Source organism: Neptuniibacter sp. QD72_48, from assembly GCF_047778065.1.
GTDB lineage: Bacteria > Pseudomonadota > Gammaproteobacteria > Pseudomonadales > Balneatricaceae > Neptuniibacter.
Window position 1 is genome coordinate 1939933 of the sequence record NZ_CP180547.1, and the last position, 22649, is coordinate 1962581.

The following is a 22649-nucleotide window of genomic DNA, read 5'->3' on the forward strand; positions in this document are numbered from 1 at the left end:
TTACAGACGAACAGAGCAGATCGAGACTTTGCTAATGGAATCACTCCCAGGCGCTAGTTCTACCGCATTGTCGAGGACAGACGCATTTTCCAAGCAAACCATATTCTCATAGTCATTATCAGCAAAATGGCTTAAGCGTTTGCTTTTATCGATCCAAGGGTTCCAAACCACCATGTCAGGGAGGTTATCGGCGCTCATAAGGATCTGACGGCGCATCTGCTTGTCTTTGATAGCAACCTGAGCTGGAATATTTGGGTAGATACGATCCGTTTCAGCCGAGATACCAATCGCCGAATTAGATTGCTTAACCTGCCAATCCTCCAGCGTATCTATGTACTCAACAGCTTCCAATCCTTCGATAGCAGTCTCACTGACATGACCAATCTGAAGATAACTGTGCAAAGCACTGGTATAACTAAAGGCATCCGAACCTAAGTTTTTAACTTTGAGCTCTAAATCTAATTCGGTACCCACGGTAACTGTCAACCGCAGGACCGCAGGAAAAGCCCAGAGCTCTGTAGGCAAAACCTCGAGCTGAAGTGTCAATCGGGTCGTTTCACTATCGATCAGATCGACAGCTAATAGCTCCCAATCCTCAGATCGCACAAAGCCATGTGCAGGTGGTTCTGCGTTGCTAACTTGGCTTTTAACTTGATCTGGATTTCTGGAAAGATCCCCAAACCATGGCCAGCAGATAGGTACTCCACCGCGCAGAGACTTACCGGCTTTAAAATCGTTTTCTTGGCTCAGCCATAAAACAGGCTGCTCCCCTATTCGGCTGTACTCAGCAACTTGCGCCCCTTGCAAAAAAATAGTGGCCGAAGCCGCTTCGTTTTTTACTGCGATGGCAATGAGCTGCTTATGAATCTCAATAGTAATGCCTTTTAAAGCACCATACTTTGCGTACAGCGCTTGAACTTGATCTGCCAGATTCATAATTTTTGTTATTCCTGGTTACTAAACTGCAAGGCAGTATTTTACGCTTACCAATACTTGGGTAAAAGCCAATCGTGCGTTTTAATGCATGAAATATTCTCGACTGGTAATCCTCATCCTACGCCGATAAGCTGCTCTAATCATCAGCAAAACTACTGAATTATGCATCGCAACCCACTAGTAACTCCCATAGAAGATATCCTTAGACAGTCGGAAAGCAGCTTAAGTGAATATGAGTTGTTAAAAGCTCTAGATCTCAACGCTGATGATTTCGGTGAAGATGCACCATCAGGTAGTGACTTGGCCCTGTTTAGACAGCATTTCCTGATTATGAATGCGCTCTATACCCTACAATCCAAATTTTGGGATCAAGGCTTAACGCTGACTATCTCTGCATTAGAGATCAGACTTATCAAAACCGAAATCAGCAATCAAAACGAATTGTCACTAGAGTCAGATCAAGCAGTCAGAGAGTACTATCTGGATTGGGATGAGTTCACATCAAGTAACGAAGAATCGGTTAACAAACTGCTAGATAGTTTTTGGACCCGTTATTTTAATCAAGATCACTATCAGGATGCTCTCGATGTTTTAGGTCTAACTGAAGATACCGATTATCAGTCGGTCAAAACACAATACCGAAAATTAGCCTCAGAACATCATCCAGACAAAGGTGGCTGTAAGGTAAAATTCAATGAGATTAGAGAGGCTTACGAAGTGATAATTAGCATCATAAACAAGGGCTAACCTTTTGATTAGTTGGTACTTCCATAGGCTGATAAACCAAACCTGACGACTCTCCCACATCCCCTGTAAGCTTAAAACCATATTTCCGATAAGCAGGGACAGAAGGCAATGAAGCACTGACAGTTACAGTTTCTGATCTCGCATATTTCAATGCAGCTGTAAGTAATCTCCGACCAATCCCGCCTTTTTGCTGACTGGGCGTAACAAATAACATCGCAATATGGCGGCCTTCCTTTAGCTCTACCACACCTAAGATTTCACCGTTATTATCTTCTGCGACGAGCATACGATTATCTGCTTTCATCCTCTCGGCAAAAGCATTTGGGGAAGCGATTGCAGTAAAAGTAGCGATCCCTTCATCAGACAATGAACCAGCAACCGAGTCAGAAAAAGCATCTAAACAGACACGACTAACACCCTCGATATCGCCCTCTTTAATCTCTCTAATCATCATCTTTTTCCTTAATATTTCTCACTTCAATCTATCAAACTGAAGCGCTCAGTATTATTTTTCTGATTCGGGAATGCTGCCCCAACTTTCTTTAAACTCGTTTAGGCATTTACAACACAAACACTCATCCCATCTTTCAGCCAAATAACCCGCCTGCTCCCTTGTCAGATAGATCTCACTGCAATCACAGATAAAATAGCTGCCGACCTTGCACTCAAACAATGAGCCACACTTCGGGCAAGTTGCTTGTTCATGTTGAGGCATACATAAACCCTAATCACTAACGTTGATGTTTAACGGTTGGCATACGGATTATAAGCGAAGAATAAATCTGCTTACGGGACGGATATTTAAGTTTTCAACTAGAAACCTTATAAGGCCTTATAGCGAATAAAGAATGTAAGCCGAAATGCACCATATAACAGCCCCGACTAAACGCTCTACCACATCGCCATAGCGAACCTGCTTATTCCAATGCGGAGGGTACACTGCTTTTATAAAATATCGGCCTGTAGCTGACAGACTCATATCTAACAGTACCCCGCCCTCAATAGCGAGTCTTAAAAGAAGACCAAGGCCTTTGATTACAGCTTCTAGAATTTCTAGCATTTATGTTTATTGTTCATAGCAGCCAAACAGAGTACGTCCGTTGGCTTGTTTATTATGCATTTCCGACTCTCGGTTGATGATGCAGAAACAACACCAAATTCTTTACTGAGGTAACTTTGTTAAAATATGGATTTTTCTCAGGGCTATCAGTATTGATCCCCAAGCGCTCTGCTACCGCCAAATAGATATCATCAAGATCATCAGGGTCCATGTTATAGGTATTATCAAACGTATCTTTGGTTTCGATGGGGAATGGCTTACCGTCATATTTGCCAAGCCAGAGATGAAGTTCATTCCAAACTTCCCTCATAATTTTAGTATCGACATTTCTGTAGTCGAAAGATGTCGCATATTTGCAGATATCCGCTTCCCCACGCTCATTGGATAACCGTTTCATCCTGAAATGTTCTAAGGCACTCAGGATTAACATAAGGATTATTATTGCTCCAATGATGTATAAATCTTCCATATGCTTACCTATACATAACGCTTTTGTAATGGGCCGCATTGCTGCGAAGCAGCGTAGTTTGCGGTCCAGCCCGAAAGGCGATTATTAACAAACTTGTTATGTCTCGAACCGGAGCACATACCAAGGGCCAATGATTTGCTTCCATTCATAACCATGCTTACTTGCTAGACTTCCCGTCTTAGAGTAACCGTAGATAAAACTACTATTTGGCTCATGAAATGTTGTTCCTTCCTCTTCGCCAACGACAACAAAATCAATAAACCACTGACACTTCTCGGTAATTATTCCATTTGATGCACACTGGTATGCAGCGACACCATTTACTAACAACCATCTGTAACTTGGGTTTACTGCAAACACAAGCATGAGAACTACGGTTAAAAGAAAGATAACCTTCTTTAACATTCAGACCTCATAAGACATAACGCTCAGCTAAGTGGCGCGCAGAGCGCGTCACATTTGAGCTGCTTGTTAAGCGTGACGGACTACGATAGTTGATCACGCACTTCCATTAATGCGAAACCCAAATGGTTAGCACCCTTCCATTGGTTGGGGTTTTCACAGGCAGGATGATCTTCAGCTAGACCAATTCCCCATATCTTATCGACCGGACTAGCTTCAACAAGCACTCGATTTCCAGTATTGAGTAAAAACTCCTTGAGCGCTGGGTCACTACTAAATTTAGCCATGTTTACTGAAACTACGATTTCAAACCTATGCTGATCCCACTTCGTTTGGTCAAAGCCTAAAACTTCCCGGCCTATGGCCTTTGCCTCTCCCGGATTACTAGCGGTCAAAAGCCTTTTAACTGCGGAATGATCGCCAAACAAAGCCGCTTTCTGATACATCATATGATGCTCAGCGGTCATAAAGTGTTGGCCATTACATTCATGTGGGGAGTCATACCACTGACTAAAGCAGCTCTTGGATACTCCGCTCTTGGATTTCTGGTGCCCCCAGAAAAAAACGTATTTCACTTTATTACCGTGATTCACGTAATCCGCTAATTCTTCTCTGCTTCTAACTTTCAAGATAAATCCGTTATCGATGGTTTTGACGCTTAACGCTCAGCTAAGTGGCGCGCAAAGCGCGTCATTACTTGAGCGCCTTGTTAGGTATTTCCTCTACAAGCCAAAATTTTAGGCTCAAGCACTTTCCAATGCCCACGAATATATCTGTTTAACCAAAAATTACGAGGCTTAAAGAAATAGAACAGCTTTGACTCTTTAATAGTACTTGTCTTGGTGATCTGTTCAACTAACCAATTCTCATCAAAACCAGCCCATTCACCAGCTATACACATGAGATTACTTGATACGACAGGCGCAACTTCTTCGGACAGTATTTTTTTTAACTCTACTGTCGAATAATCCGAATCAGCGCATACTTGGGCTATTTCGTCATACATAAGAGTAACGTCTGTATCTAAAAACAAATCTGACAGAACGACCCATACAGGCTTTCTATGTTGAATTTGTTCAAGAGTAAAACGCAAAACTTAACCTCAAGTGATACCTAACGCCGCCAACACGCGCAGCCTAGTAGTGGAGGCGAAGCCGCAACGGAAGTGCTGTCGCTGTGCTTGGTCTTGTTACACGCCAATTTCATACCTGCGCTCCGATTGCCATTAGGAACGACTCATTTTCTTTGTCAAAATATTTCCTGCAATCTTCGTTATTGATATCTAAGTTTTTCAATCCCGACAATTCGGTACCAGCCCACGATTCTAAAGTGTATGTAATGGTGTTAATCGGCCACCAGCATACCGCCAACATCAAGTGTCCCAATTGTAGAAATACCTTGTAGGATTTCCTCTGCATAAACTGCAATAGCTCTTTTGGTATGTCGCTGTCCGTTCTTACCTGCCAAGTTGGACTAAAGCTCCAGAGAAAGTTGGCCTCATCGGAGGTGGCAGCGAAGACTCCTACATTTTCTGGAATGGTTACACCGCCGCTAGAGTAAAACTCTTTAGAATGAGATTCAGAAACAAAGTTTTGAGGAGCATTTGTAGAACTACTCAATGCAGCGGTGGTTTTAAAGCTCCAGCGAGCTAGACTCTCCCGTTCTTTCTGTTTTATTTGATCTAAGCCCATCTCACCGTCGATAAGCTGATAAATAAGAGGTATGACCTCTTTTTCTAATTCCGACATCCACCCATTATTACAGACTTTGCATACTCGACCGGCAAGAAACCCTGAATAAGTAAGTTCACGCTCAGCTGGAAGTTTAGATATATGGCCGCCAGAAAAATCACCACTTACTATCTTGGAGTGAGCATTCGAAAGCCTTTCTTTCGGCAGCCCATACTTCCGCTGAAGGTGATCAGGAATAATATGCTCCTTGGCTCGCCTCACCCCACTGCAGTCCAGATTACAGAATATACATCGTTTCATCGTTTCATCGTTTAGGCCGTGTAACGCCGCCATAAAGGGCGGAGCGCATGCGACGTCCAGCCCAAAGGGCGAATTTTGATGGCCTTGTTATGGGGCATTACTGGAAACACCTTTTTATGAAATAACCACATACCCATGCAAGACCGAAAAATAATAAAGCGAACGCAGCTAGTCCGGCACTAGCACCAAGTAACTGCAAAGTAATTTCTTTTTCTGTTGTAACTAAACCACTTACAACAGTCCACACAATACTAAGACCAAAGACGCTGAACAGAATGAAACCTATGAGCATGGAAAAGAAGACCAAAGGTTTCTGTAGCCTTTTAAATTGAATGCCTAATAGGATTGCTTCAATTAGTCCCATTGCTAGATCTTTATTGCCTTATAACGCTTGTGGCACGGGCAGACGCGCAGCGGCTGTCCTAGCCAGCTTTGCTGGCGGATGTGCCCACACTTGTTATAACCCCATTCCAAATAATAAGTTGAGAGATAGTTCGGTTATTAAGACTATTAGGGCAAGAACTTCTATAGAAAATACTAACTTTAGTTTCTTAGATTCAGCTTCAAGCTCTGGATCGTCAAGCCCTTGCCACATGTTCTTGTAAAGAAAACCAAGCAATGGTGCATTATGGTTTGCAAATTCGCTTGTAAAAAATGTGGGATAGCCGAGTTTTTTGTACATTTCAGGATGCCTTTCCTTAAGGATAGAATAAATCCGTTTACTCTTTTTAAAGTACACAATACCACCAAGAAATAGCACCACCCAAACGGGAAAAAATGTAACTAGTGTCATAGTCTATCCGAGGTTATAACAGCTAAATATATGTCAGATTGACGTGTTTAAACGCGTCAATTTGACATATATCTCCGAGAAAAGATATTAAGAGTGGGTTGTAATAATTTGATTTGCATAAGCTTTCCTTGCTTAGAAGGTTTGCGCCTTTGTGAAAAAGCGTCAATTTGACGTATTATCCTTTCATAAGTCGCAAAGGGATAAAAGACTGTTTTTATATACAGTCAAAATAAAGTGCGCTTTCTATTTTCTTATCACTTTTTTAAAGCACGTTTTTTCGCGCGCCTTTTCTGTGCTGCCTTAGTGTTGTTCCGAGTAATTTCTATTTCGCGAGTCAGATCCGGCTCAAAGCCTTGGAGCCATTGTTGTGGCAAACGGGTATCTAACAAGACCTCAATCTCTTCCAATAGATGATTCTGCTCTTCTATTAGTAAAGAGATAGCAACGCCCTTGTTACCTGCTCTGCCAGTTCTTCCAATACGGTGAATATAATCAGCTGCTTTATATGGCATCTCGTAATTGATTACGGCTGGTAGACTGTCGATATCGATGCCTCGTGCCGCTACATCTGTCGCAACAAGCACTTTAAGCTGCCCCTGCTTGAACTGTTCTAAAGCCTCTTCCCGCAACTTTTGTGATCGATCAGCATGGATGGCATCGGCAGAAATATTGGCTTGTTTCAAAACCTCTACTAGCTTATCTGCGCCCTGCTTTGTATTACAAAAGACAATCACTTGTGACCAATCATGCTTGTCGACTAAGTGACTGACAATCGCTGATTTACGATCAGGGTCGCAGTTATAAACGATCTGATCGACATCAGCCGCAGAGGAATTACGCTGATCTACTTCGATACGCTCGGGCTTATCTAATAAATTTTTACTAAAACGATAGATAGAATCACTTAAGGTCGCCGAGAAAAGCAGTACCTGTCGTGGCTGCACGTCACGCTTAGGTAATTTGCTTAAAACCGCTTTAATCTCATCTTTAAAGCCCATATCCAACATGCGGTCAGCTTCATCAAATACCAGGTGAGTGACTTGTCTTAGATTTACAGCTTTCTTTTTATGTAGATCCAATAAACGGCCGGGTGTAGCCACCAGCACATCAATCCCTTTCTTAATTTGATCTACTTGCGGGCCAATGCCCACACCACCATAAACTACGGCTGATCTAAACCCAGTTCCTTTGGCATATTTCTTAAAGCTGTTATTCACCTGCTGCGCTAACTCCCTTGTGGGCGCCAGCACCAAAGCTTTGAGCTTTTTATTTTGATCACTACTAAAATCAGGGTCGGTCAGTATGGATTGTAAGATTGGCAGCGCAAAAGCTGCTGTCTTACCGGTACCTGTTTGTGCACCGACAAGGAGATCTTTACCAGATAGGATAACGGGTATCGCTTCAGCTTGAACGGGTGTAGCTTCGCTATAACCTGCGGTATGTATAGCTGCGATTAAACTCTCGCACAAAGGCAAACTGTCAAACTTCATAATCAACTTCCAAGAATTTGTAATGGCAGAGCAAGTGCACTGTTACCTTGTTGACCTAAGATCCAGATCACCCAACATAAACCACCCACAGTAGCGAAGTACCATAGGGCTGATACTACCTGACCGTAACGAGCCAATGGCAATAACTGACTACTGTGACGGTGTTTCCATTCAAGCACAATCTCGATACTGCCCACAGCCAGCAAGAAGCCTAGCAGCGCCATGCCAAAGTAATAGCTAATTACGACACCGGCTAAAGCACCGATAACGCAGATCACTAGGCCAAAAACCGAGTTAACCGAAAAAGCGATACTTTTTAGGACGTGGCCACCATCTAACGGTAATACCGGCAACAAATTAAATAGATTGAGCAAGGCATTGAAGGCAGCAATACCCGCCAAGACCTCAATATCCGTCAACCAATATAGAACCAGAGCAACTAAAGATAGGAATAAGCCAAATACCGGCCCCATAATGGATATATAAACATCTTGCCAGCGAGTGTTAATACGATCATCTGATAATGCTAAGCCACCCAAAAAAGGTACCAGATAAATTCCCTTTGTCTTTAAGCCAAAACGCTTCATAGCACGCACATGGCCATATTCATGAAAAACCAAACAAAGGATAAGTGCTAACGCGAATTCAAAGGAGAATAACCAGCTATACGCTGCCAAACTTCCTGCAGCAAACAGTACTTTGATGACCTTAGCGCTTTTAAACAGCTTAAGGCCTAAAGAAGCCATACCCAGTATGCTGATCTTATTCGGCTGTTTTACGACATTCTCAACCACTTGGGTTTCGATATCTTTCTCGACTAGCTCACCACTTCCAAGCTTCTGATCTTCCACTGCTAGTTCATATTCAAGATTGAAGGGTTGCCATGTCAGTGACAAAGTCAAAACGCACTCGATCTCTTCACCTGATCCAGTCATCAGGGCGAAACGGTGCTCTGTACTCTCAGCAGGATCTGCACTCGCCGGTATTTGAGACACCAACTGGTTATCCCAATACAGGGCCTGCCATCCAGACATTGAGCCCTCAAGACGTAAAATTTTGCCTAGACAATCGATGCGTAACAGCTGCACAGTAATTCCTGCTGATTATGAAGTAAGTGTTTATCAAATAAGCGGCGCATTATAGCCAATCAGCGGTATAATGCAGCTTCTGCAATTGGAGAACATCGAATTACATTAACAAGGACACAGGTATGAAAACGAAAACAACCGTATCCTCAACCCATGTGGTGGATACAGGTAGAGGAAAGATTAAACAAAATCACTTAGCAGCATTAGTCACTTCAAAGGTTTTTAAATCCCAAGTAGTCAAAGCTAAAAAAGGTAAAGGTGCTTATAAACGTAAAGACAAACACAAAGGACGAGAGTCCTATTTAATAGCGGCTTAGTTAGTTTCACACTACCAGATACTAATTCAAGCCCCTATCAAATAGTGCTCTACCATTTCAAGGTTACAGCTTAATCTCCTGCTTAGTCGCACAATGGATGCTGCCGCCACCAGATGCGATACCATCAATAGCAATCTGCTCGATCACCCGATCAGGGGAATGCCTTTTCTAAAATCTTACGAGCATTATCCTCGGCGGTTTTATCGCCAATTTCTTGTACGGCAACAGCGCCGTTCCCCACTACCAGCATTAATTGGCACTTGTTTTATACTAAAAATATCTACTGCTAAGACTCGGGGCTAAAACGATGAAGCGAATCCCAGAGCCATTCCGTATAAAAATGGTAGAGCCAATCAAGCAAACGACGCTTGTAGATCGCCAAAAAGCTTTAGAAGCTGCTGGCTATAATCTATTTCTTTTACCCAGTGAAGATGTCTACATAGATCTACTGACCGATTCCGGTACTGGCGCAATGAGCGACCGACAATGGGCTGGGTTAATGTGTGGAGACGAGTCCTACGCAGGCAGTCGAAATTTCACCCATCTACAAAATGCAGCCCAAGAAATTTTTGGGTACCCCTACGTCTTGCCTACCCACCAAGGCAGAGGTGCAGAGCAAATCCTTTTCCCTTGCTTAGTAAAACGTAGATACGAGGACCAAAAACCTGATCAAGCTGTTTTTATCTCTAATTTTCACTTTGATACTACCGCCGCTCACGTCGAGTTAAGTGGTGCTAAAGCTGTCAATGTTGTTACTAAAAAAGCATTTGATACAACCACACCCTACCCTTGGAAAGGTAACTTTGATCTTCAACTACTCACAGAAGTTATTGAAAACCATGGAAAGGAAAACATTTGTGCCATTATCAGCACCATCACCTGCAACAGCACAGGTGGGCAGCCCGTTTCAATGGATAACCTTCGTGATGTTTACCACATCGCAAATCAACACAATATCCCTGTTGTTATTGATGCCGCTCGCTTTGCTGAAAATGCTTTTTTCATTAAACAACGCGGCTCTAAATACAAAAAAGCTTCTATTCGTGAAATTGTTATAGAGATGTTTAGCTATGGCGATATGCTGAATTTTTCAGCTAAAAAAGATGCGTTAGTTAATATAGGTGGCCTTTGCTGCATTCGTGAAGACGAAAAGTTGTTCAGGCAAGTTCAAAGTTTATGTGTACCTATGGAAGGCTTCATCACTTATGGTGGATTAGCAGGCCGAGATATGGAAGCCATGGCAATCGGCTTGTATGAAGGCGTCGATGAGGATTACCTAGCCTATCGTATCCATCAAGTTGCCTATTTAGCTGAACGCTTACAACAAGCAGACATTCCTATTCAGACACCCGCCGGTGGTCATGCAGTATTTATAGATGCCAAAGCTATGCTACCGCATATTCCTCCAGAGCAATTCCCTGCTCAAGCACTGGCTAACGAACTGTATCTTGAATCTGGAGTTCGAGGTGTAGAGATTGGCTCATTACTGCAGGGCCGTGATCCAATAACAGGTAAACAAAAGCACAGTTCATTAGAGCTATTACGCTTAACAATTCCTCGTAGGGTCTACACATCTGATCATATGGATTACATTGCAGATGCACTTATCGAAGTATCTAAACGTCGTTCAAAAATTATTGGATTAAATTTTAGTTACGAACCGGAGCTGCTTCGCCATTTTACCGCGAGATTTAAACCTGTAACTATTTCCAGCGCTTAACTTCACCATGATCAAAGACGTGACCGGACTGAACCTTGCAGTAATTAATAAAGATATTACTGAAAGAAACGCCACTGCGTTTCGAGATCGAGAAAGCCACTGACTCCATCATTGCTTCTACACTATCCATTTTATGGAAGCTCGGTGCATGAAGATCAACCAAAATAGGGTGACTACCCCCTTGAGGCTGACTGGCGGGCATCAGCCCTGCTACTGCATATTGACGAGAAGGAATAAATTCCCAAGTAACAGTGATATGTTCAATACTTACATCTGTGGCGCGAGCAAGGTCTGACGTTATCCCTTTAATCATATCTGGGATATCGCATTCATCTTCAAATGGTAAAGATTTAATACAGATTAATGGCATCGTCCGCACTCACAGAAAATGTTAAAGGATCGAAATTAAATCATGCGAACCCTGAACACAAGACCTTAACATATTATTAATTAAAGCTTATTTAACTTTAGATTCCATAATATAAGTCTCTAACTTCTTATCTACACCGAATATATGGCGTTTTAGCCATTCAGTCAGAAAGTCAGATAGCATGTCTCTTAGCTGAGCGTCATAGGTATGATGATCATCCAGCATCTTTTTAAGTTCAGCCCGAAACTTGTTGTGAGCTTGAAGATGGACACCAAAGTCAGGATAGTTCAACGCTTGCATGTACGCTTCTTCTAGGCAGAAATGATGATCAGCGTAATCATGAAGCCGAGTAAAAGTAGAGACATCAACCTGCTCTGCTTTGATCTCATCGATCAGTTCAAACAGAACTTGATGCTGTTGGTCTTGCCAAATAAGTTCACTGGTGAGCGTCATCGGATGCCCCTGTTTATATTTATTTTTCTTACAGCGTAGCTTCCATTATGTAATAAGTATAAACAGGAGAAACTGATCTGCATCAGACTTAGACCTATCGGTTTGTAACAAACAGCTTGCGAGGTTTTTACAAATATTTTACAACTTCTATAAATCTATCTGACTTTCACCAGGCGGAACTGACCTAAATTTGCAGCATGTGATTAAGGTTAATAAAGGACGAACATCATGAAAGCGCACCGCCTACCCAAAATTCTGCTAGCAACACTACTTACTGTTGCAGGCCCCCTACTCAGCCAATCCGCTACCGCTAAACAGGTTGATCTTAATATCAATCTAGCAACACCGGTGATGACGGCTGAGCAAAACCACAATGCATTTATCAAAATCTCTTTAGAGGGGATTAAACAAGAAAGTCAGCAACAACGTGTGGCTGCCAATATTGCGATTGTTCTGGATAAGTCCGGTTCAATGCAGGGCGAGAAACTGTATCGTGCAAAAGAAGCTGCGATCATGGCAATCAATCGCCTAAATCAAAACGATATTGTCTCAGTTGTGAGTTACGACAACCGTGTTAACGTTGTTGTACCGGCTACAAAGGTTAGCGATAGCAACAGTATTGCTCGCGCAATCAATAAGATCCAAGCCCACGGTAACACCGCGCTATTTGCCGGTGTCAGCAAAGGCGCACAAGAACTACGCAAGTTTTTAGATCTAAACAAAGTTAACCGTGTCATTCTACTTTCCGATGGTTTAGCCAACGTAGGCCCAAGCACACCGAATGAGTTGGGCAAGCTAGGGCTCTCTTTAGCGAGAGAAGGCATGAGTGTCACAACTATAGGTCTTGGTCTTGGCTATAACGAAGACTTAATGACTCAGCTAGCTGGTTTTAGTGACGGTAACCACGCCTTTGTAGAGAACGCTGATGACCTAGCACGCGTATTCCAATACGAATTTGGTGATGTGTTGTCGGTGGTTGCTCAAGGCGTTGATATCCAGATCCGTTGCTTAAATGGTGTAAAACCTTTGCGCATTATCGGCCGTGAAGCAGAGATCGAAGGCGACATGGTTAAAACGCGCCTTAATCAGCTCTATAGCGAGCAAGAGAAGTTTATTATTCTGGAGGTAGAAGTACCTTCACAGCAGGATAAGAGCAGCATCAACTTAGTCGATGTCGATGTAAACTACTTGGATCTACTAAACAAACGTAAAGAGGAACTTTCTAGCTCAGTTGCAGCAAACTTTACTCGCTCCGAACAAGAAGCTAAGGATGCGATCGATACCCGTACTTATGAATCCGCAGCAGAACAGGTCGCGAACGAACTAAACCGAGAAGCGGTACAGAAACGTGACCAAGGTGATATTGAGGGCGCTAAATCTATTTTGCAGCAAAGCGCTGATTATCTGGATAACTTAGGTACCTCTCTAGCCTCCCCTAAACTATTAGAGCAGAAAGCAGAAGCGCTACAAGACGCGGAAGAGCTTGATGATGAACAGGAATGGGGTAAAAAACGTAAAGAGCTTAAAGAACGTCAATATAAACGCGCTAAACAGCAAAGCTACTAACCGTTTAGCTAACTGAGAATCTATTGTGAACAAGACGATCCTACTGCTAATCAGTCTAATTTTAATCCCTGTCGTCATACTAGGTTGGTTAGCGGCTCGTCTGGAAACAAACCAACAAGCCCTTCTCTCTCATCAAATCGAAGGGCTGGTTGAAATAAAACTCGAAGAGATCGATCAACAGTTCCAGAATCATTTCCAAAGCTTAGAACAAGCACTCAATGCTGAATCCCAATTGCTACTTCAAAGCAAAGATGCTCAATACCCAGAAACAACGCTTAAGACCCTGAGCCAGTCGAGCCCCTATATAGAACAGGTATTTGTGATCTCCGCTGAAGGCACAACACTGTTTCCATCAGAATCATCCAAGAACCCAAGTGAAATTGCGTTTTTACAATCAACTAAACGCCTACGTTCATCACCCGACATATTCCAAATTCAAAACAAAGCACCTGAGCAGATAAATCTTGCGGCTAGCCCTTATAGCGCACAACTTAAAGCCGCCCCAGAATCAAAACGAATCGAGCTCGCAGCTCCTAGCCAACTGGCTTCAAACGTAGCAGCAGATAGCGTAGCCGAGATTGCTATTGCCTCTGCAGAACCTTTGGCCTCAACTCCTTCTATATCCTTTATCGATTCGGGTTGGATCGCTTGGTTTAATAACAGTCAGCTGCAACATATCTATTGGCGTAAGGATTCGGATGGTGCGCTTTTAGGCTTTTCTATAAACAGTGCTCGATTGCTGTCAGATCTAATCAACTCTCTGCCTAGCAGTAATGGACAAGATAACAGCAATCAAGCGATTGCCTTGATCAATAGTCGCGGTGAAGTGCATTACGAATGGGGCGATTCCACAATCAAGACTCAGCAGCTCAATCCATTGGATAGCCTACCGCTGAGCCACCCTCTAGGTAGTTGGAAATTAGAGTATTACTCCCCTAACCTAGCCAAACCAACTTCAAATTGGATAGAGAAACTCTCTATTCTCTCACTCACGCTATCCGGATTATTGATCCTTGCATGGTTGATCTATAGAGAACACACCAGAACAACGCGCCTAGCTGAACAAAGAGTAAACTTTGTTAACCAAGTATCTCACGAGCTAAAAACGCCACTGACGAATGTTCGGATGTATGCGGAGATGCTTGAGCGCAAGCTTGATGACGAAGATAGCAAAGCTCAGCGCTACCTATCTGTGATTAATAGTGAAAGTCAGCGTCTTTCACGCTTGATAGAAAACGTACTGACCTTCTCAAAACTTGGCAAAGAACCGAAACCGTTACACCTGCAACCGGGAACATTAAAAGAGTGTGTTGAACATACAGTCAATGTGTTTATGCCCTCTTTAACTCAACATGGTTTGTCTGTTGAATTAGATCTGCAATGCAATAAACAAGTCATGTTAGATCAGAACTGTATTGAGCAGATTCTAAATAACTTACTAAGCAATTGTGAAAAGTATGCACCTCAAACAGGCACCATACAGATCCGCTGTTACAGCGATAACCAGCAAAGCTATATAGAGGTTGAAGATGCCGGTGAGGGGATCTCTGAATCCCTTTGGGAGAGCGTTTTCTCTCCTTTCTACCGCATCAGTAATAAATTAAGTGACGGTGTATCTGGCACAGGTATTGGTCTAAGCATTGCCAGAGAGATGGCTAGAAAACACGGTGGTGATCTGGTCATTATTCCTAGCAAACTAGGAACCTGTTTTCGTCTAGAGCTACATACACCTGATAGTCATCACAGGGAGTCCAAACAATGAAAATCCTTATCGTTGAAGATGATCTAAATATCAGGCTAGGGCTCTGTGACTTATTAGAAGATGAAGGTTACACCTGTATTGAAGCGTCTAATGGGGCCGATGCTCTAGTACTGTTCGCTCAACAAAACCCTGATCTGGTTTTACTCGATATTATGATGCCGGAATTAGACGGTTATGCCGCCTGCAGAAAGATCCGACAGCTGGATGAACAAGTCCCTGTGATCTTTATTACCGCAAAATCGGAAGAGATTGATCAAGTGCTTGGTCTAGAGCTAGGCGCGGACGATTACATCAAAAAGCCCTTTGGCACTCGGGAAGTCATCGCGCGTATTAGAGCCGTGATACGTCGCTGCGCGCCTAAAGAGAGTTCGCCAACCCAAACCGCGAATAATCAATTCGAGCTGGCTGATCTCGTAGTTTACCCTGAGCAAATGCGCGCTGAACGCGATGGAAATAAGATTGAGCTAACCCTGCGTGATGTAAAAATACTTGAGCTTCTTTATCAAGAACAAGGCAAGGTCGTAACAAGAGATATGCTGTTTGATTTCTGCTGGGGCCGAAATTATCTACCAAGTAGCAGGACACTAGACCAACACATTTCCAAGCTAAGAAAACTGATTGAATTAGATCCAAAACAACCGCAAATAATCACTACCGTCCATGGTATCGGCTATCGCTATGATGGTTAACAAGGTGGTTTAATGCTCATTTCCCTCATAGATCCACATAGATGACGTTTCCCCTGCCGTCTCAAACCCTAAGGATTTATAAAACCGAATCGCATTTCCATCAGCCGTTAACATCTGCTGGTGGAAACCTTTATAACGTTTTTTCATCGCTTGCATAATCTTGCTACCGATGCCACAACGGTGGAAATCTGGGTCCACCAGCATGTGCGGATAATAAACGACGAGATGCCCATCTGAGATTGCATTGGCTAAGCCAACTAGCCTGCCATCGATCCGAGCAGTAATTAAACTATGTGAATTTCTTAGTGCTGCTAAAAGCGCTTTTGGCTTTTCTGCAGACGACCACTCATTAGCCTTATACAGAGCAACAACCTCATCCTCCAGGATTACATCTGTACAATTTATATCCACAATCATCAAATTTCCTTAAATTTTTTGCCTAAAATTAGTTTAGTGGAATTACCTGTCTTTGGCAGATTGATCAGCAATGAATCCCGTTAAAACGGCTCAAACAGTAGAATCCACTAATACACCACAAGCCCCGTATTTAAAGGGCTACAGACATGTATAGATTAACAAATTTATTCATGATCATTTGATCAATCTGCCATTGCGAACACTATCTGATTTTGCTGTAATTCGCCGCTTTCGTTTAAAAAGGTACACTGGAGTACCGGTTTTATGGCTGACGCAAAGCTCGCTCTGGAAATACAAGACCTTCATAAAAGCTATGGATCTTTGGAGGTTATTAAAGGCATCTCACTACAAGCTGAAGTTGGCGATGTGATCTCAATTTTGGGGTCTAGCGGCTCAGGTAAAAGTACTTTCTTACGCTGCCTTAACCTACTTGAATCCCCTTCCGCAGGAAGCATCAGTTTTGCATCTGAGCCATTAAAGCTTAAGCAAACCAAAGATGAAGGTTTGCAAACCGCGGATCAAAAGCAGTTAGAACGAATCCGCGCATCGATTGGTTTTGTATTTCAAAACTTCAATCTATGGCCTCATATGACCGTGATCGAAAATATCATGGAAGCCCCAATTCATGTCCTTAAACAAGATAAGCAAACTGCTAGAGATAAAGCAGAAACCTATCTTAAAAAAGTGGGCTTATACGATAAACGAGATAGCTATCCTAACCAGCTATCCGGTGGCCAGCAGCAACGCATCGCTATCGCACGCGCATTAGCGATGGAACCCCAAGTTTTACTCTTTGACGAACCAACCTCTGCACTTGATCCAGAACTTGTCGCAGAAGTGCTAAATGTTATGCGAGACCTCGCAGCTGAAGGACGCACGATGTTGATCGTCACCCATGAGATGCGTTTTGCCCGTGAAGTATCCAGCAAAATTGTATTTCTACACGAAGGCCAAATTGAGGAGATGGGCACACCTGATGAGGTGTTTACCAATCCTAAATCTGAACGCTGCAAAGCATTTTTAAGCAGTCATTTCTAATCCAGCCTGCAACTAACAATAAATATTCCGCGAGGATCATAAGATGGGATTTAAGAAATTAATTACAACAACAGCATTTGTTGTCTCTACTCTGGCAGCGCCTGCCTTTGCTGGCGATAAAATCCGTATCGCTACTGAAGGAGCATACGCGCCCTTCAACACAATCAATGCTGATGGCGAACTAGCAGGTTTTGATGTAGATATTGCTAAAGCACTTTGTGAAGAGATGAAAGCTGACTGCAAAATCGTAGCTCAAGATTGGGACGGCATCATTCCTGGCTTAAAAGCACGTAAGTACGATGCAATCATTGCCAGCCTTTCAATCACACCAGAGCGTCAACGTGTTGTAGCGTTTACTGATCACTACTACTCAAACTCTCTTGGTTTTGTCAGCGGTAAAGATGGCGATTTCGATCCAAACGCCCTAAAAGGCAAAACCATTGGCGCACAACGTGCCACGATTGCAGGCCAGCACCTCGAAGATAACTATTCCGACAAAGCTTCAGTCAAACTATATGACACTCAAGGTAACGCTTATCTAGATCTAGCGAGCGGCCGTTTGGATGCGATTCTTTCTGACAAACTACCTGCTTACGATTGGTTACAAACTGAAGAAGGTAAAAACTTCGAATTTCGTGGCGATAAGATCGATGTTAACGACAAGATCGCTATTGCTGTCCGTAAACGCGATGGTGAATTGAAAGAGAAGTTCAACCAAGCATTAAAAGCGATTATCGAGAACGGGACTTACGAAAAGATTAACACTAAGTACTTCCCATTCTCTATCTACTAAGCTTAAACACTGAAAACTAGGGAAAAGCAGGATAAAACCTGCTTTTCCTGTTTCATCAGGTATATCTATATGGATCTTCAGGGCTTTGGGCACCTCTTAATCAGTGGCGCTTGGATAACCGTTCAATTAGCTATTTGCAGCTTAGTCATTGGCCTCGTTTTCGGGGTTTTAGGTGCAAGCGCAAAGCTATCTAAATACAAAGTTGCTAACGCTATTGGTAATGGTTATACCCTGTTTATTCGGGGCATGCCTGAGTTACTACTCGTCCTGACAATCTATTTTGGGTCATCTGCCGTTTTGATGGCGATAGCCAGCCTGTTCGGTTATGACGAATATATAGAGCTAAGTCCTTTTGTAGCCGGTGTAATCGCACTAAGTATCGCCTTTGGTGCATATGCCACTGAAGTCTTCCGTAGTGCACTTCAAGAAATACCTAAAGGCCAAAAGGAAGCGGCTATTGCTCTTGGTATGACGGGTTTCCAAACCTTTCGACGCATTACCTTGCCACAAGTTTGGCGCTTAGCTTTACCCGGTTTAGGCAACCTATTCCTTGTTCTTTTAAAAGATACAGCACTGGTTTCTGTTATAGGTCTTAACGAACTTATGCGCCAAACCACCGTTGCCGTTGGCAATACCAAAGAGCCTTTCACTTTCTACTTAGCCGCAGCAGTGGTTTATCTCCTAATGACTTCAATCTCAATGATCGGCTTACATTACCTAGAGCGAAAAGCTAATCGCGGTTATAAAGGAGCACGCGCATGAGTTGGGAATGGGATGTCATTTTTGAAAACTACCCTCGCCTATTAGAAGGCGCTCTACTGACCCTTGAGCTAGTCCTCTTTTCTGGATTTATCGGGCTCATGCTTGCGGTACCATTGGCATTGATGCGTATCTCTAAACGCCCTTGGCTACAAGCCTTTCCTCTTGCTTACATCTTCTTTTTCCGTGGCACGCCACTGCTGATACAGATCTTCTTAGTGTACTACGGCGCATCTCAGTTTGAATTCATTAAAAACTCTGCGCTTTGGCCTATTCTTAAAGAACCGTACTGGTGTGCCATCATCACCTTTGCGCTCCATACTGCGGCTTATATCGCTGAGATACTCCGTGGCGCTATTCAATCTATCCCTAAAGGCGAGATTGAAGCCGCTAAAGCCTTAGGTATGAGCTACCCGCTTATGCTGCGTCGTATCATCCTACCTCGCGCATTTGGCATTATGATGCCTGCCTATGGCAACGAAGTAATCCTAATGCTTAAAGGTAGTGCCCTAGCCAGCACAATTACACTACTCGATCTAACGGGTATGGCACGCACAATCATCGCCAGAACTTATACGCCACTCGAAATATTCTTCGCAGCCGGTGTTATCTATCTAATTATCAGTGCCCTTTTGGTGTTTTTATTCCGCTATATGGAAAAACGCTTTAATCGCCACCAGCATTGGCCGAATGAAAAGCCAAAAGATTTAGACCCTCAGCATTAACCCGAATGACTAAACATGATGGGCCAGAGCAGCGTTACCGCGATGGCCCACATGGTTACCCAAATGAACAAATCCATAACCTGCCATGCTTTTGGATTATTAAATATCGGCTGACATACCTTCGCACCAGCTACTAGCAGCCAAAACCAAATGCATGAGAACCCCATCGCACCTATAGCAAACCAAACTCTCTCAGACTCTGGGTATTGCCCTCCGATACTCCCTAAAAGCACCACAGTATCTAAATACACATGGGGGTTAAGCAGTGTAATCGCCAAAGTAACAATCAACGCTTTGCCTAAACCACACAAAGCCATTTCATTTGCTTTAAATACCTGTGGCTTTAAAGCTTTGCACAGGGACTGAGCGCCATATACAAACAGAAATACAGCCCCGCCGATCCGTGCTGCGAACATCCAGCTTTCTGATTGCGCGATTAAGATACCCATACCTGCCACGCCAACAGCAATTAAAATCATATCAATCAGGGCGCACAAGGCTGCAATCGGCCAGTGGAACTGACGGCGTAAGCCTTGAGTAAAGACAAAGGTATTTTGGCTTCCCATCGCAACAATTAGTCCTGCGCTAGTAACTAAGCCCTTTATCAATGCTGCCAAAGCCGCGCCTGTAAAAATGGATACCATACTGCCCCCCCTGAATAATGGCAGGCATAGTGCTAAACTTTCATAAGCCAGTAAAACTAATAATTCTAATGATTGATAAGTTTTTCTAATGATAGATTACAAACAGCTCCAAGCACTTGCAGCAATTCTCGAAGAAGGTAATTTTGATAAGGCCGCAGAGAAGCTCAATATCTCTCAATCAGCTGTATCTCAGCGCTTAAAACAGCTAGAGGACAGTGTTGGACAAACACTGATTATCAGAAATACGCCTATACAAGCGACAACGGCTGGGCAGCTGTTACTGAAGCATTACCACCAAGTATCTCTGCTACAAGCAGAACTACAGGAACAGATCTCACTTGAGCAATCAGATAGCTTTACAAAAATTTCTATTGGATTAAATGCAGATAGCTTGGCTACTTGGTTTTTGGACGCAGTTAAACCGCTTCTTGATGACGAAAAAATCCTTCTAGATCTTAAACTGGACGATCAAGATCAGACTCATCACTTTCTTAAAACAGGTCAAGTGATCGGGTGCATCAGCTCTAATCCAAAACCAATGCAAGGCTGCAGCTGTATCCCACTTGGTGTCATGATTTATCGTTGTCTTGCTAGCCCCGATTACATCAATAAATATTTCCCTGACGGTATAAACACAGAAGGCTTTTACAATGCGCCTGTTGCTGAATTTAGCAATAAGGATGAGCTTCAGAACAGATATCTAAAGGACAATTTTAAGATTGGCCCAAACGAATATCCGAAACACCGTATTCCATCTACTGAATCGTTTTTCAATATCATCATTCGCGGCCACGCTTGTGGCATGGTGCCCGATCAGCAAAGTGCAGAGATACAGGCTTCAGGGAAAGTAGTTGATATGACCCCTGGAAGGTTTATCGAAGTCCCACTTTATTGGCATATCTGGAGCCTTAAATCGGGACTATTTCAAAGATTAACACAGAGGTTAAGAAAGCAAGCGGAGCAAGACCTTCTTCCTATGTGAAAAGATTAAACCTTATTCACCAAACACAGGCTTAAAGAAGCTGCGCTCATAACTCTGAATGCATTTGGTCTGCTTTGCATAATCAAATGCAGCCATGCATTCAGAGTCTTTAAAGGAATCTATCCGGTATTGTTCATAAGCAGCGAGACTAGGAAAACTGAACAACGCTAGCGCGATGTTGTTAGCCCCTTCAGATGGAAGGAAATAGCCATGATGTTGACCGCCAAATTTGTCAACCAATGGAATCCATAGCTTTGCATAGTGCTCGAATTCGACAACTTTGTCCGGATCGATTACATAGCGCAAGTAACAAGTTACCATCTGATTGCCTCCGCTTTGTTAGCCGTGATTACCAAGAATCAGCGGCTTTTAGATCGCTCTCTTTTTGCTCTACCCAGTTCTCGCCCTCGCTGGAGATTTCTTTCTTCCAGAAAGGCGCATCTTTCTTTAGGTAATCCATAATGAACTGAGCCGCTTCAAATGCATTGACTCGATGGGCACTACCCACACCGACAAAAACGATATTCTCGTTAAGGTCTAAACGGCCAACACGATGATAAATTACGATGTTGCCGAGCTCCCAGCGTTCACGCGCCTGCGTAGCAATCTTCTCAAGCGCTTTCTCGGTCATGCCTGGATAATGCTCAAGAAAAAGCGCATCAAGCTTATTATCAGCTATCTCTAATTCGCGAACGATTCCAGTAAAAGTGACTATGGCCCCACTAGTCGCATCATCAGCTCTTACACTTTCTGACAGTGCGCCAATATCAAAATTGTCTGTAGCGACAATCACTTGAGTTGTTGCCATGGTAATTCCTCTCTAAATTGATATTGAAATCATACCACCAAAAGCTATTAAAGAAGCAATGCTCAATAGGCTTATAACCTATTAAAAACACTGGTTTGATGGTATTGTGTCGAACTAATTTTTGAGTCATCTATCCAATAAATATTGGAGTAATTACCGAGGAATATGATGGATTGGCATCCACACGCAACAGTTGCTGTCATCGTAGAAATGGAAGGCAAGTTCCTTTTGGTAGAAGAAAGATCTTCAGGTGAAATAGTTTTCAATCAGCCTGCGGGCCATATTGAAGAAGGCGAAACCTTTATAGAAGCAGCATGCAGAGAAACATTAGAAGAGTCTGCATGGCACGTAAGACCTAAATATTTAACGGGGTTTTACGTCTATAAATCCGGTAATAACAATATAACCTATCATCGTGCCTGCTTCTATGCCGAAGCGATTAAGCACGAACCAGAGCGTGAACTCGATGAAGGTATCATTCGCGCTGTTTGGATGACACGCGATGAGATTGTTGCTCACACAGACAAACTGCGTAGCCCAATGGTTTTGAAATGTATTGATGATTACCTAGCTGGTAAGCAATACCCTTTAGATCTGATACACGAATATAGCAATTAACTGAATAAACAC

The 22649-nt window shown here is 43.0% G+C and carries 31 protein-coding genes; 12 read left to right on the forward strand and 19 right to left on the reverse strand.

Annotation, left to right across the window (positions count from 1 at the left end):
• On the reverse strand, window positions 1-936 hold the full coding sequence (locus ACMXYX_RS08575; RefSeq protein WP_415905910.1) for a D-hexose-6-phosphate mutarotase: 936 nt from the start codon (window positions 934-936) through the stop codon (window positions 1-3).
• Window positions 937-1098: 162 nt separating this feature from the next.
• On the opposite strand from ACMXYX_RS08575, the gene ACMXYX_RS08580 reads away from it, so the two are divergent.
• Window positions 1099-1683, forward strand: a complete 585-nt coding sequence (locus tag ACMXYX_RS08580) for a DNA-J related domain-containing protein (protein ID WP_415905911.1) — start codon at window positions 1099-1101, stop codon at window positions 1681-1683.
• Here the strand turns inward: ACMXYX_RS08580 and ACMXYX_RS08585 are convergent.
• From ACMXYX_RS08585 to ACMXYX_RS08640, 12 genes are all read right to left on the reverse strand, one after another.
• Window positions 1667-2137, reverse strand: a complete 471-nt coding sequence (locus tag ACMXYX_RS08585; protein ID WP_415905912.1) for a GNAT family N-acetyltransferase — start codon at window positions 2135-2137, stop codon at window positions 1667-1669. The two genes, ACMXYX_RS08580 and ACMXYX_RS08585, sit on opposite strands and share 17 nt — an antisense overlap.
• A 51-nt stretch (window positions 2138-2188) precedes the next feature.
• A complete protein-coding gene (locus tag ACMXYX_RS08590) occupies window positions 2189-2398 on the reverse strand; it encodes a cysteine-rich CWC family protein (protein ID WP_415905913.1) in 210 nt (69 codons plus the stop codon).
• Window positions 2399-2515: 117 nt separating this feature from the next.
• On the reverse strand, window positions 2516-2743 hold the full coding sequence (locus ACMXYX_RS08595; RefSeq protein ID WP_415881285.1) for a hypothetical protein: 228 nt from the start codon (window positions 2741-2743) through the stop codon (window positions 2516-2518).
• Between the two features lie 52 nt (window positions 2744-2795).
• A complete protein-coding gene (locus ACMXYX_RS08600; RefSeq protein WP_415905914.1) occupies window positions 2796-3212 on the reverse strand; it encodes a hypothetical protein in 417 nt (138 codons plus the stop codon).
• Window positions 3213-3308: 96 nt separating this feature from the next.
• Window positions 3309-3617, reverse strand: a complete 309-nt coding sequence (locus tag ACMXYX_RS08605; protein WP_415905915.1) for a hypothetical protein — start codon at window positions 3615-3617, stop codon at window positions 3309-3311.
• 80 nt (window positions 3618-3697) lie between these two features.
• A complete protein-coding gene (locus tag ACMXYX_RS08610) occupies window positions 3698-4189 on the reverse strand; it encodes an NADAR family protein (RefSeq protein ID WP_415905916.1) in 492 nt (163 codons plus the stop codon).
• Window positions 4190-4323: 134 nt separating this feature from the next.
• Window positions 4324-4707, reverse strand: a complete 384-nt coding sequence (locus ACMXYX_RS08615) for a hypothetical protein (RefSeq protein ID WP_415905917.1) — start codon at window positions 4705-4707, stop codon at window positions 4324-4326.
• A 109-nt stretch (window positions 4708-4816) separates the two neighbouring features.
• The gene (locus ACMXYX_RS08620) at window positions 4817-5638 is read right to left on the reverse strand and encodes a hypothetical protein (RefSeq protein WP_415905918.1); all 822 of its coding nucleotides are present in this window, start codon (window positions 5636-5638) and stop codon (window positions 4817-4819) included.
• 64 nt (window positions 5639-5702) lie between these two features.
• Window positions 5703-5969 carry a hypothetical protein gene (locus ACMXYX_RS08625; protein ID WP_415905919.1) on the reverse strand — a complete coding sequence of 89 codons (267 nt, stop codon included), beginning with the start codon at window positions 5967-5969 and terminating at the stop codon, window positions 5703-5705.
• A 93-nt stretch (window positions 5970-6062) separates the two neighbouring features.
• Window positions 6063-6398: a hypothetical protein gene (locus ACMXYX_RS08630; protein ID WP_415884562.1), complete on the reverse strand. Its 336-nt coding sequence runs from the start codon at window positions 6396-6398 to the stop codon at window positions 6063-6065.
• A gap of 254 nt (window positions 6399-6652) precedes the next feature.
• On the reverse strand, window positions 6653-7888 hold the full coding sequence (locus ACMXYX_RS08635) for a DEAD/DEAH box helicase (protein ID WP_415881290.1): 1236 nt from the start codon (window positions 7886-7888) through the stop codon (window positions 6653-6655).
• Window positions 7889-7890: 2 nt separating this feature from the next.
• Entirely contained in the window at window positions 7891-8976 is a 1086-nt protein-coding gene (locus tag ACMXYX_RS08640) for a site-2 protease family protein (RefSeq protein ID WP_415881291.1), read from the reverse strand.
• A gap of 122 nt (window positions 8977-9098) precedes the next feature.
• On the opposite strand from ACMXYX_RS08640, the gene arfA reads away from it, so the two are divergent.
• Together arfA and ACMXYX_RS08650 are read left to right on the forward strand one after the other, a co-directional pair.
• A complete protein-coding gene (gene arfA / locus ACMXYX_RS08645; RefSeq protein WP_415881292.1) occupies window positions 9099-9293 on the forward strand; it encodes an alternative ribosome rescue factor ArfA in 195 nt (64 codons plus the stop codon).
• 307 nt (window positions 9294-9600) lie between these two features.
• Entirely contained in the window at window positions 9601-11013 is a 1413-nt protein-coding gene (locus tag ACMXYX_RS08650) for a tryptophanase (protein WP_415905920.1), read from the forward strand.
• Here the strand turns inward: ACMXYX_RS08650 and ACMXYX_RS08655 are convergent.
• The gene (locus ACMXYX_RS08655) at window positions 10997-11383 is read right to left on the reverse strand and encodes a hypothetical protein (RefSeq protein ID WP_415881294.1); all 387 of its coding nucleotides are present in this window, start codon (window positions 11381-11383) and stop codon (window positions 10997-10999) included. The two genes, ACMXYX_RS08650 and ACMXYX_RS08655, sit on opposite strands and share 17 nt — an antisense overlap.
• 87 nt (window positions 11384-11470) lie before the next feature.
• The gene (locus tag ACMXYX_RS08660) at window positions 11471-11836 is read right to left on the reverse strand and encodes a hemerythrin family protein (protein ID WP_415881295.1); all 366 of its coding nucleotides are present in this window, start codon (window positions 11834-11836) and stop codon (window positions 11471-11473) included.
• A 228-nt stretch (window positions 11837-12064) separates the two neighbouring features.
• On the opposite strand from ACMXYX_RS08660, the gene ACMXYX_RS08665 reads away from it, so the two are divergent.
• Genes ACMXYX_RS08665 through ACMXYX_RS08675 form a run of 3 tightly spaced genes read left to right on the forward strand, consistent with a single transcriptional unit; the run spans window position 12065 to window position 15853 of the window.
• Entirely contained in the window at window positions 12065-13402 is a 1338-nt protein-coding gene (locus tag ACMXYX_RS08665) for a vWA domain-containing protein (protein WP_415896265.1), read from the forward strand.
• A 25-nt stretch (window positions 13403-13427) separates the two neighbouring features.
• Window positions 13428-15164 (forward strand): sensor histidine kinase, encoded by a 1737-nt coding sequence (locus tag ACMXYX_RS08670; RefSeq protein ID WP_415905921.1) that lies wholly within the window; start codon window positions 13428-13430, stop codon window positions 15162-15164.
• Window positions 15161-15853, forward strand: coding sequence for a response regulator transcription factor (locus tag ACMXYX_RS08675; RefSeq protein ID WP_415905922.1), 693 nt, complete (start codon window positions 15161-15163; stop codon window positions 15851-15853). Before ACMXYX_RS08670 ends, ACMXYX_RS08675 begins: the two co-directional genes overlap by 4 nt.
• Before the next feature lie 9 nt (window positions 15854-15862).
• Here the strand turns inward: ACMXYX_RS08675 and ACMXYX_RS08680 are convergent, their stop codons facing one another.
• Window positions 15863-16270 carry a GNAT family N-acetyltransferase gene (locus ACMXYX_RS08680; protein ID WP_415905923.1) on the reverse strand — a complete coding sequence of 136 codons (408 nt, stop codon included), beginning with the start codon at window positions 16268-16270 and terminating at the stop codon, window positions 15863-15865.
• Between the two features lie 264 nt (window positions 16271-16534).
• On the opposite strand from ACMXYX_RS08680, the gene ACMXYX_RS08685 reads away from it, so the two are divergent.
• From ACMXYX_RS08685 to ACMXYX_RS08700, 4 genes are all read left to right on the forward strand, one after another.
• The gene (locus tag ACMXYX_RS08685; RefSeq protein WP_415901176.1) at window positions 16535-17308 is read left to right on the forward strand and encodes an ABC transporter ATP-binding protein; all 774 of its coding nucleotides are present in this window, start codon (window positions 16535-16537) and stop codon (window positions 17306-17308) included.
• Window positions 17309-17351: 43 nt separating this feature from the next.
• Window positions 17352-18101 (forward strand): ABC transporter substrate-binding protein, encoded by a 750-nt coding sequence (locus tag ACMXYX_RS08690; protein WP_415905924.1) that lies wholly within the window; start codon window positions 17352-17354, stop codon window positions 18099-18101.
• 69 nt (window positions 18102-18170) lie between these two features.
• Window positions 18171-18863, forward strand: coding sequence for an ABC transporter permease (locus ACMXYX_RS08695; RefSeq protein ID WP_415881303.1), 693 nt, complete (start codon window positions 18171-18173; stop codon window positions 18861-18863).
• On the forward strand, window positions 18860-19585 hold the full coding sequence (locus tag ACMXYX_RS08700) for an ABC transporter permease (protein ID WP_415881304.1): 726 nt from the start codon (window positions 18860-18862) through the stop codon (window positions 19583-19585). The genes ACMXYX_RS08695 and ACMXYX_RS08700 overlap by 4 nt, the downstream gene beginning before the upstream one ends.
• On the opposite strand, the gene ACMXYX_RS08705 is transcribed toward ACMXYX_RS08700, so the two are convergent.
• Window positions 19582-20229 carry a LysE/ArgO family amino acid transporter gene (locus tag ACMXYX_RS08705; RefSeq protein WP_415905925.1) on the reverse strand — a complete coding sequence of 216 codons (648 nt, stop codon included), beginning with the start codon at window positions 20227-20229 and terminating at the stop codon, window positions 19582-19584. The two genes, ACMXYX_RS08700 and ACMXYX_RS08705, sit on opposite strands and share 4 nt — an antisense overlap.
• An 88-nt stretch (window positions 20230-20317) precedes the next feature.
• Here ACMXYX_RS08705 and ACMXYX_RS08710 point away from each other — a divergent pair, with 88 nt between their 5' ends.
• The gene (locus ACMXYX_RS08710) at window positions 20318-21211 is read left to right on the forward strand and encodes a LysR family transcriptional regulator ArgP (protein WP_415888026.1); all 894 of its coding nucleotides are present in this window, start codon (window positions 20318-20320) and stop codon (window positions 21209-21211) included.
• 12 nt (window positions 21212-21223) lie between these two features.
• Here ACMXYX_RS08710 and ACMXYX_RS08715 read toward each other — a convergent pair whose 3' ends face one another.
• Both ACMXYX_RS08715 and moaE read right to left on the reverse strand, forming a co-directional pair.
• Window positions 21224-21532, reverse strand: a complete 309-nt coding sequence (locus ACMXYX_RS08715) for an NIPSNAP family protein (RefSeq protein WP_415905926.1) — start codon at window positions 21530-21532, stop codon at window positions 21224-21226.
• Window positions 21533-21560: 28 nt separating this feature from the next.
• On the reverse strand, window positions 21561-22019 hold the full coding sequence (gene moaE / locus ACMXYX_RS08720; RefSeq protein ID WP_415905927.1) for a molybdopterin synthase catalytic subunit MoaE: 459 nt from the start codon (window positions 22017-22019) through the stop codon (window positions 21561-21563).
• Between the two features lie 168 nt (window positions 22020-22187).
• Between moaE and ACMXYX_RS08725 the strand changes: the two genes are divergently transcribed.
• Window positions 22188-22637, forward strand: coding sequence for an NUDIX hydrolase (locus ACMXYX_RS08725; RefSeq protein ID WP_415905928.1), 450 nt, complete (start codon window positions 22188-22190; stop codon window positions 22635-22637).
• The last annotated feature ends 12 nt before the right edge of the window (window positions 22638-22649 follow it).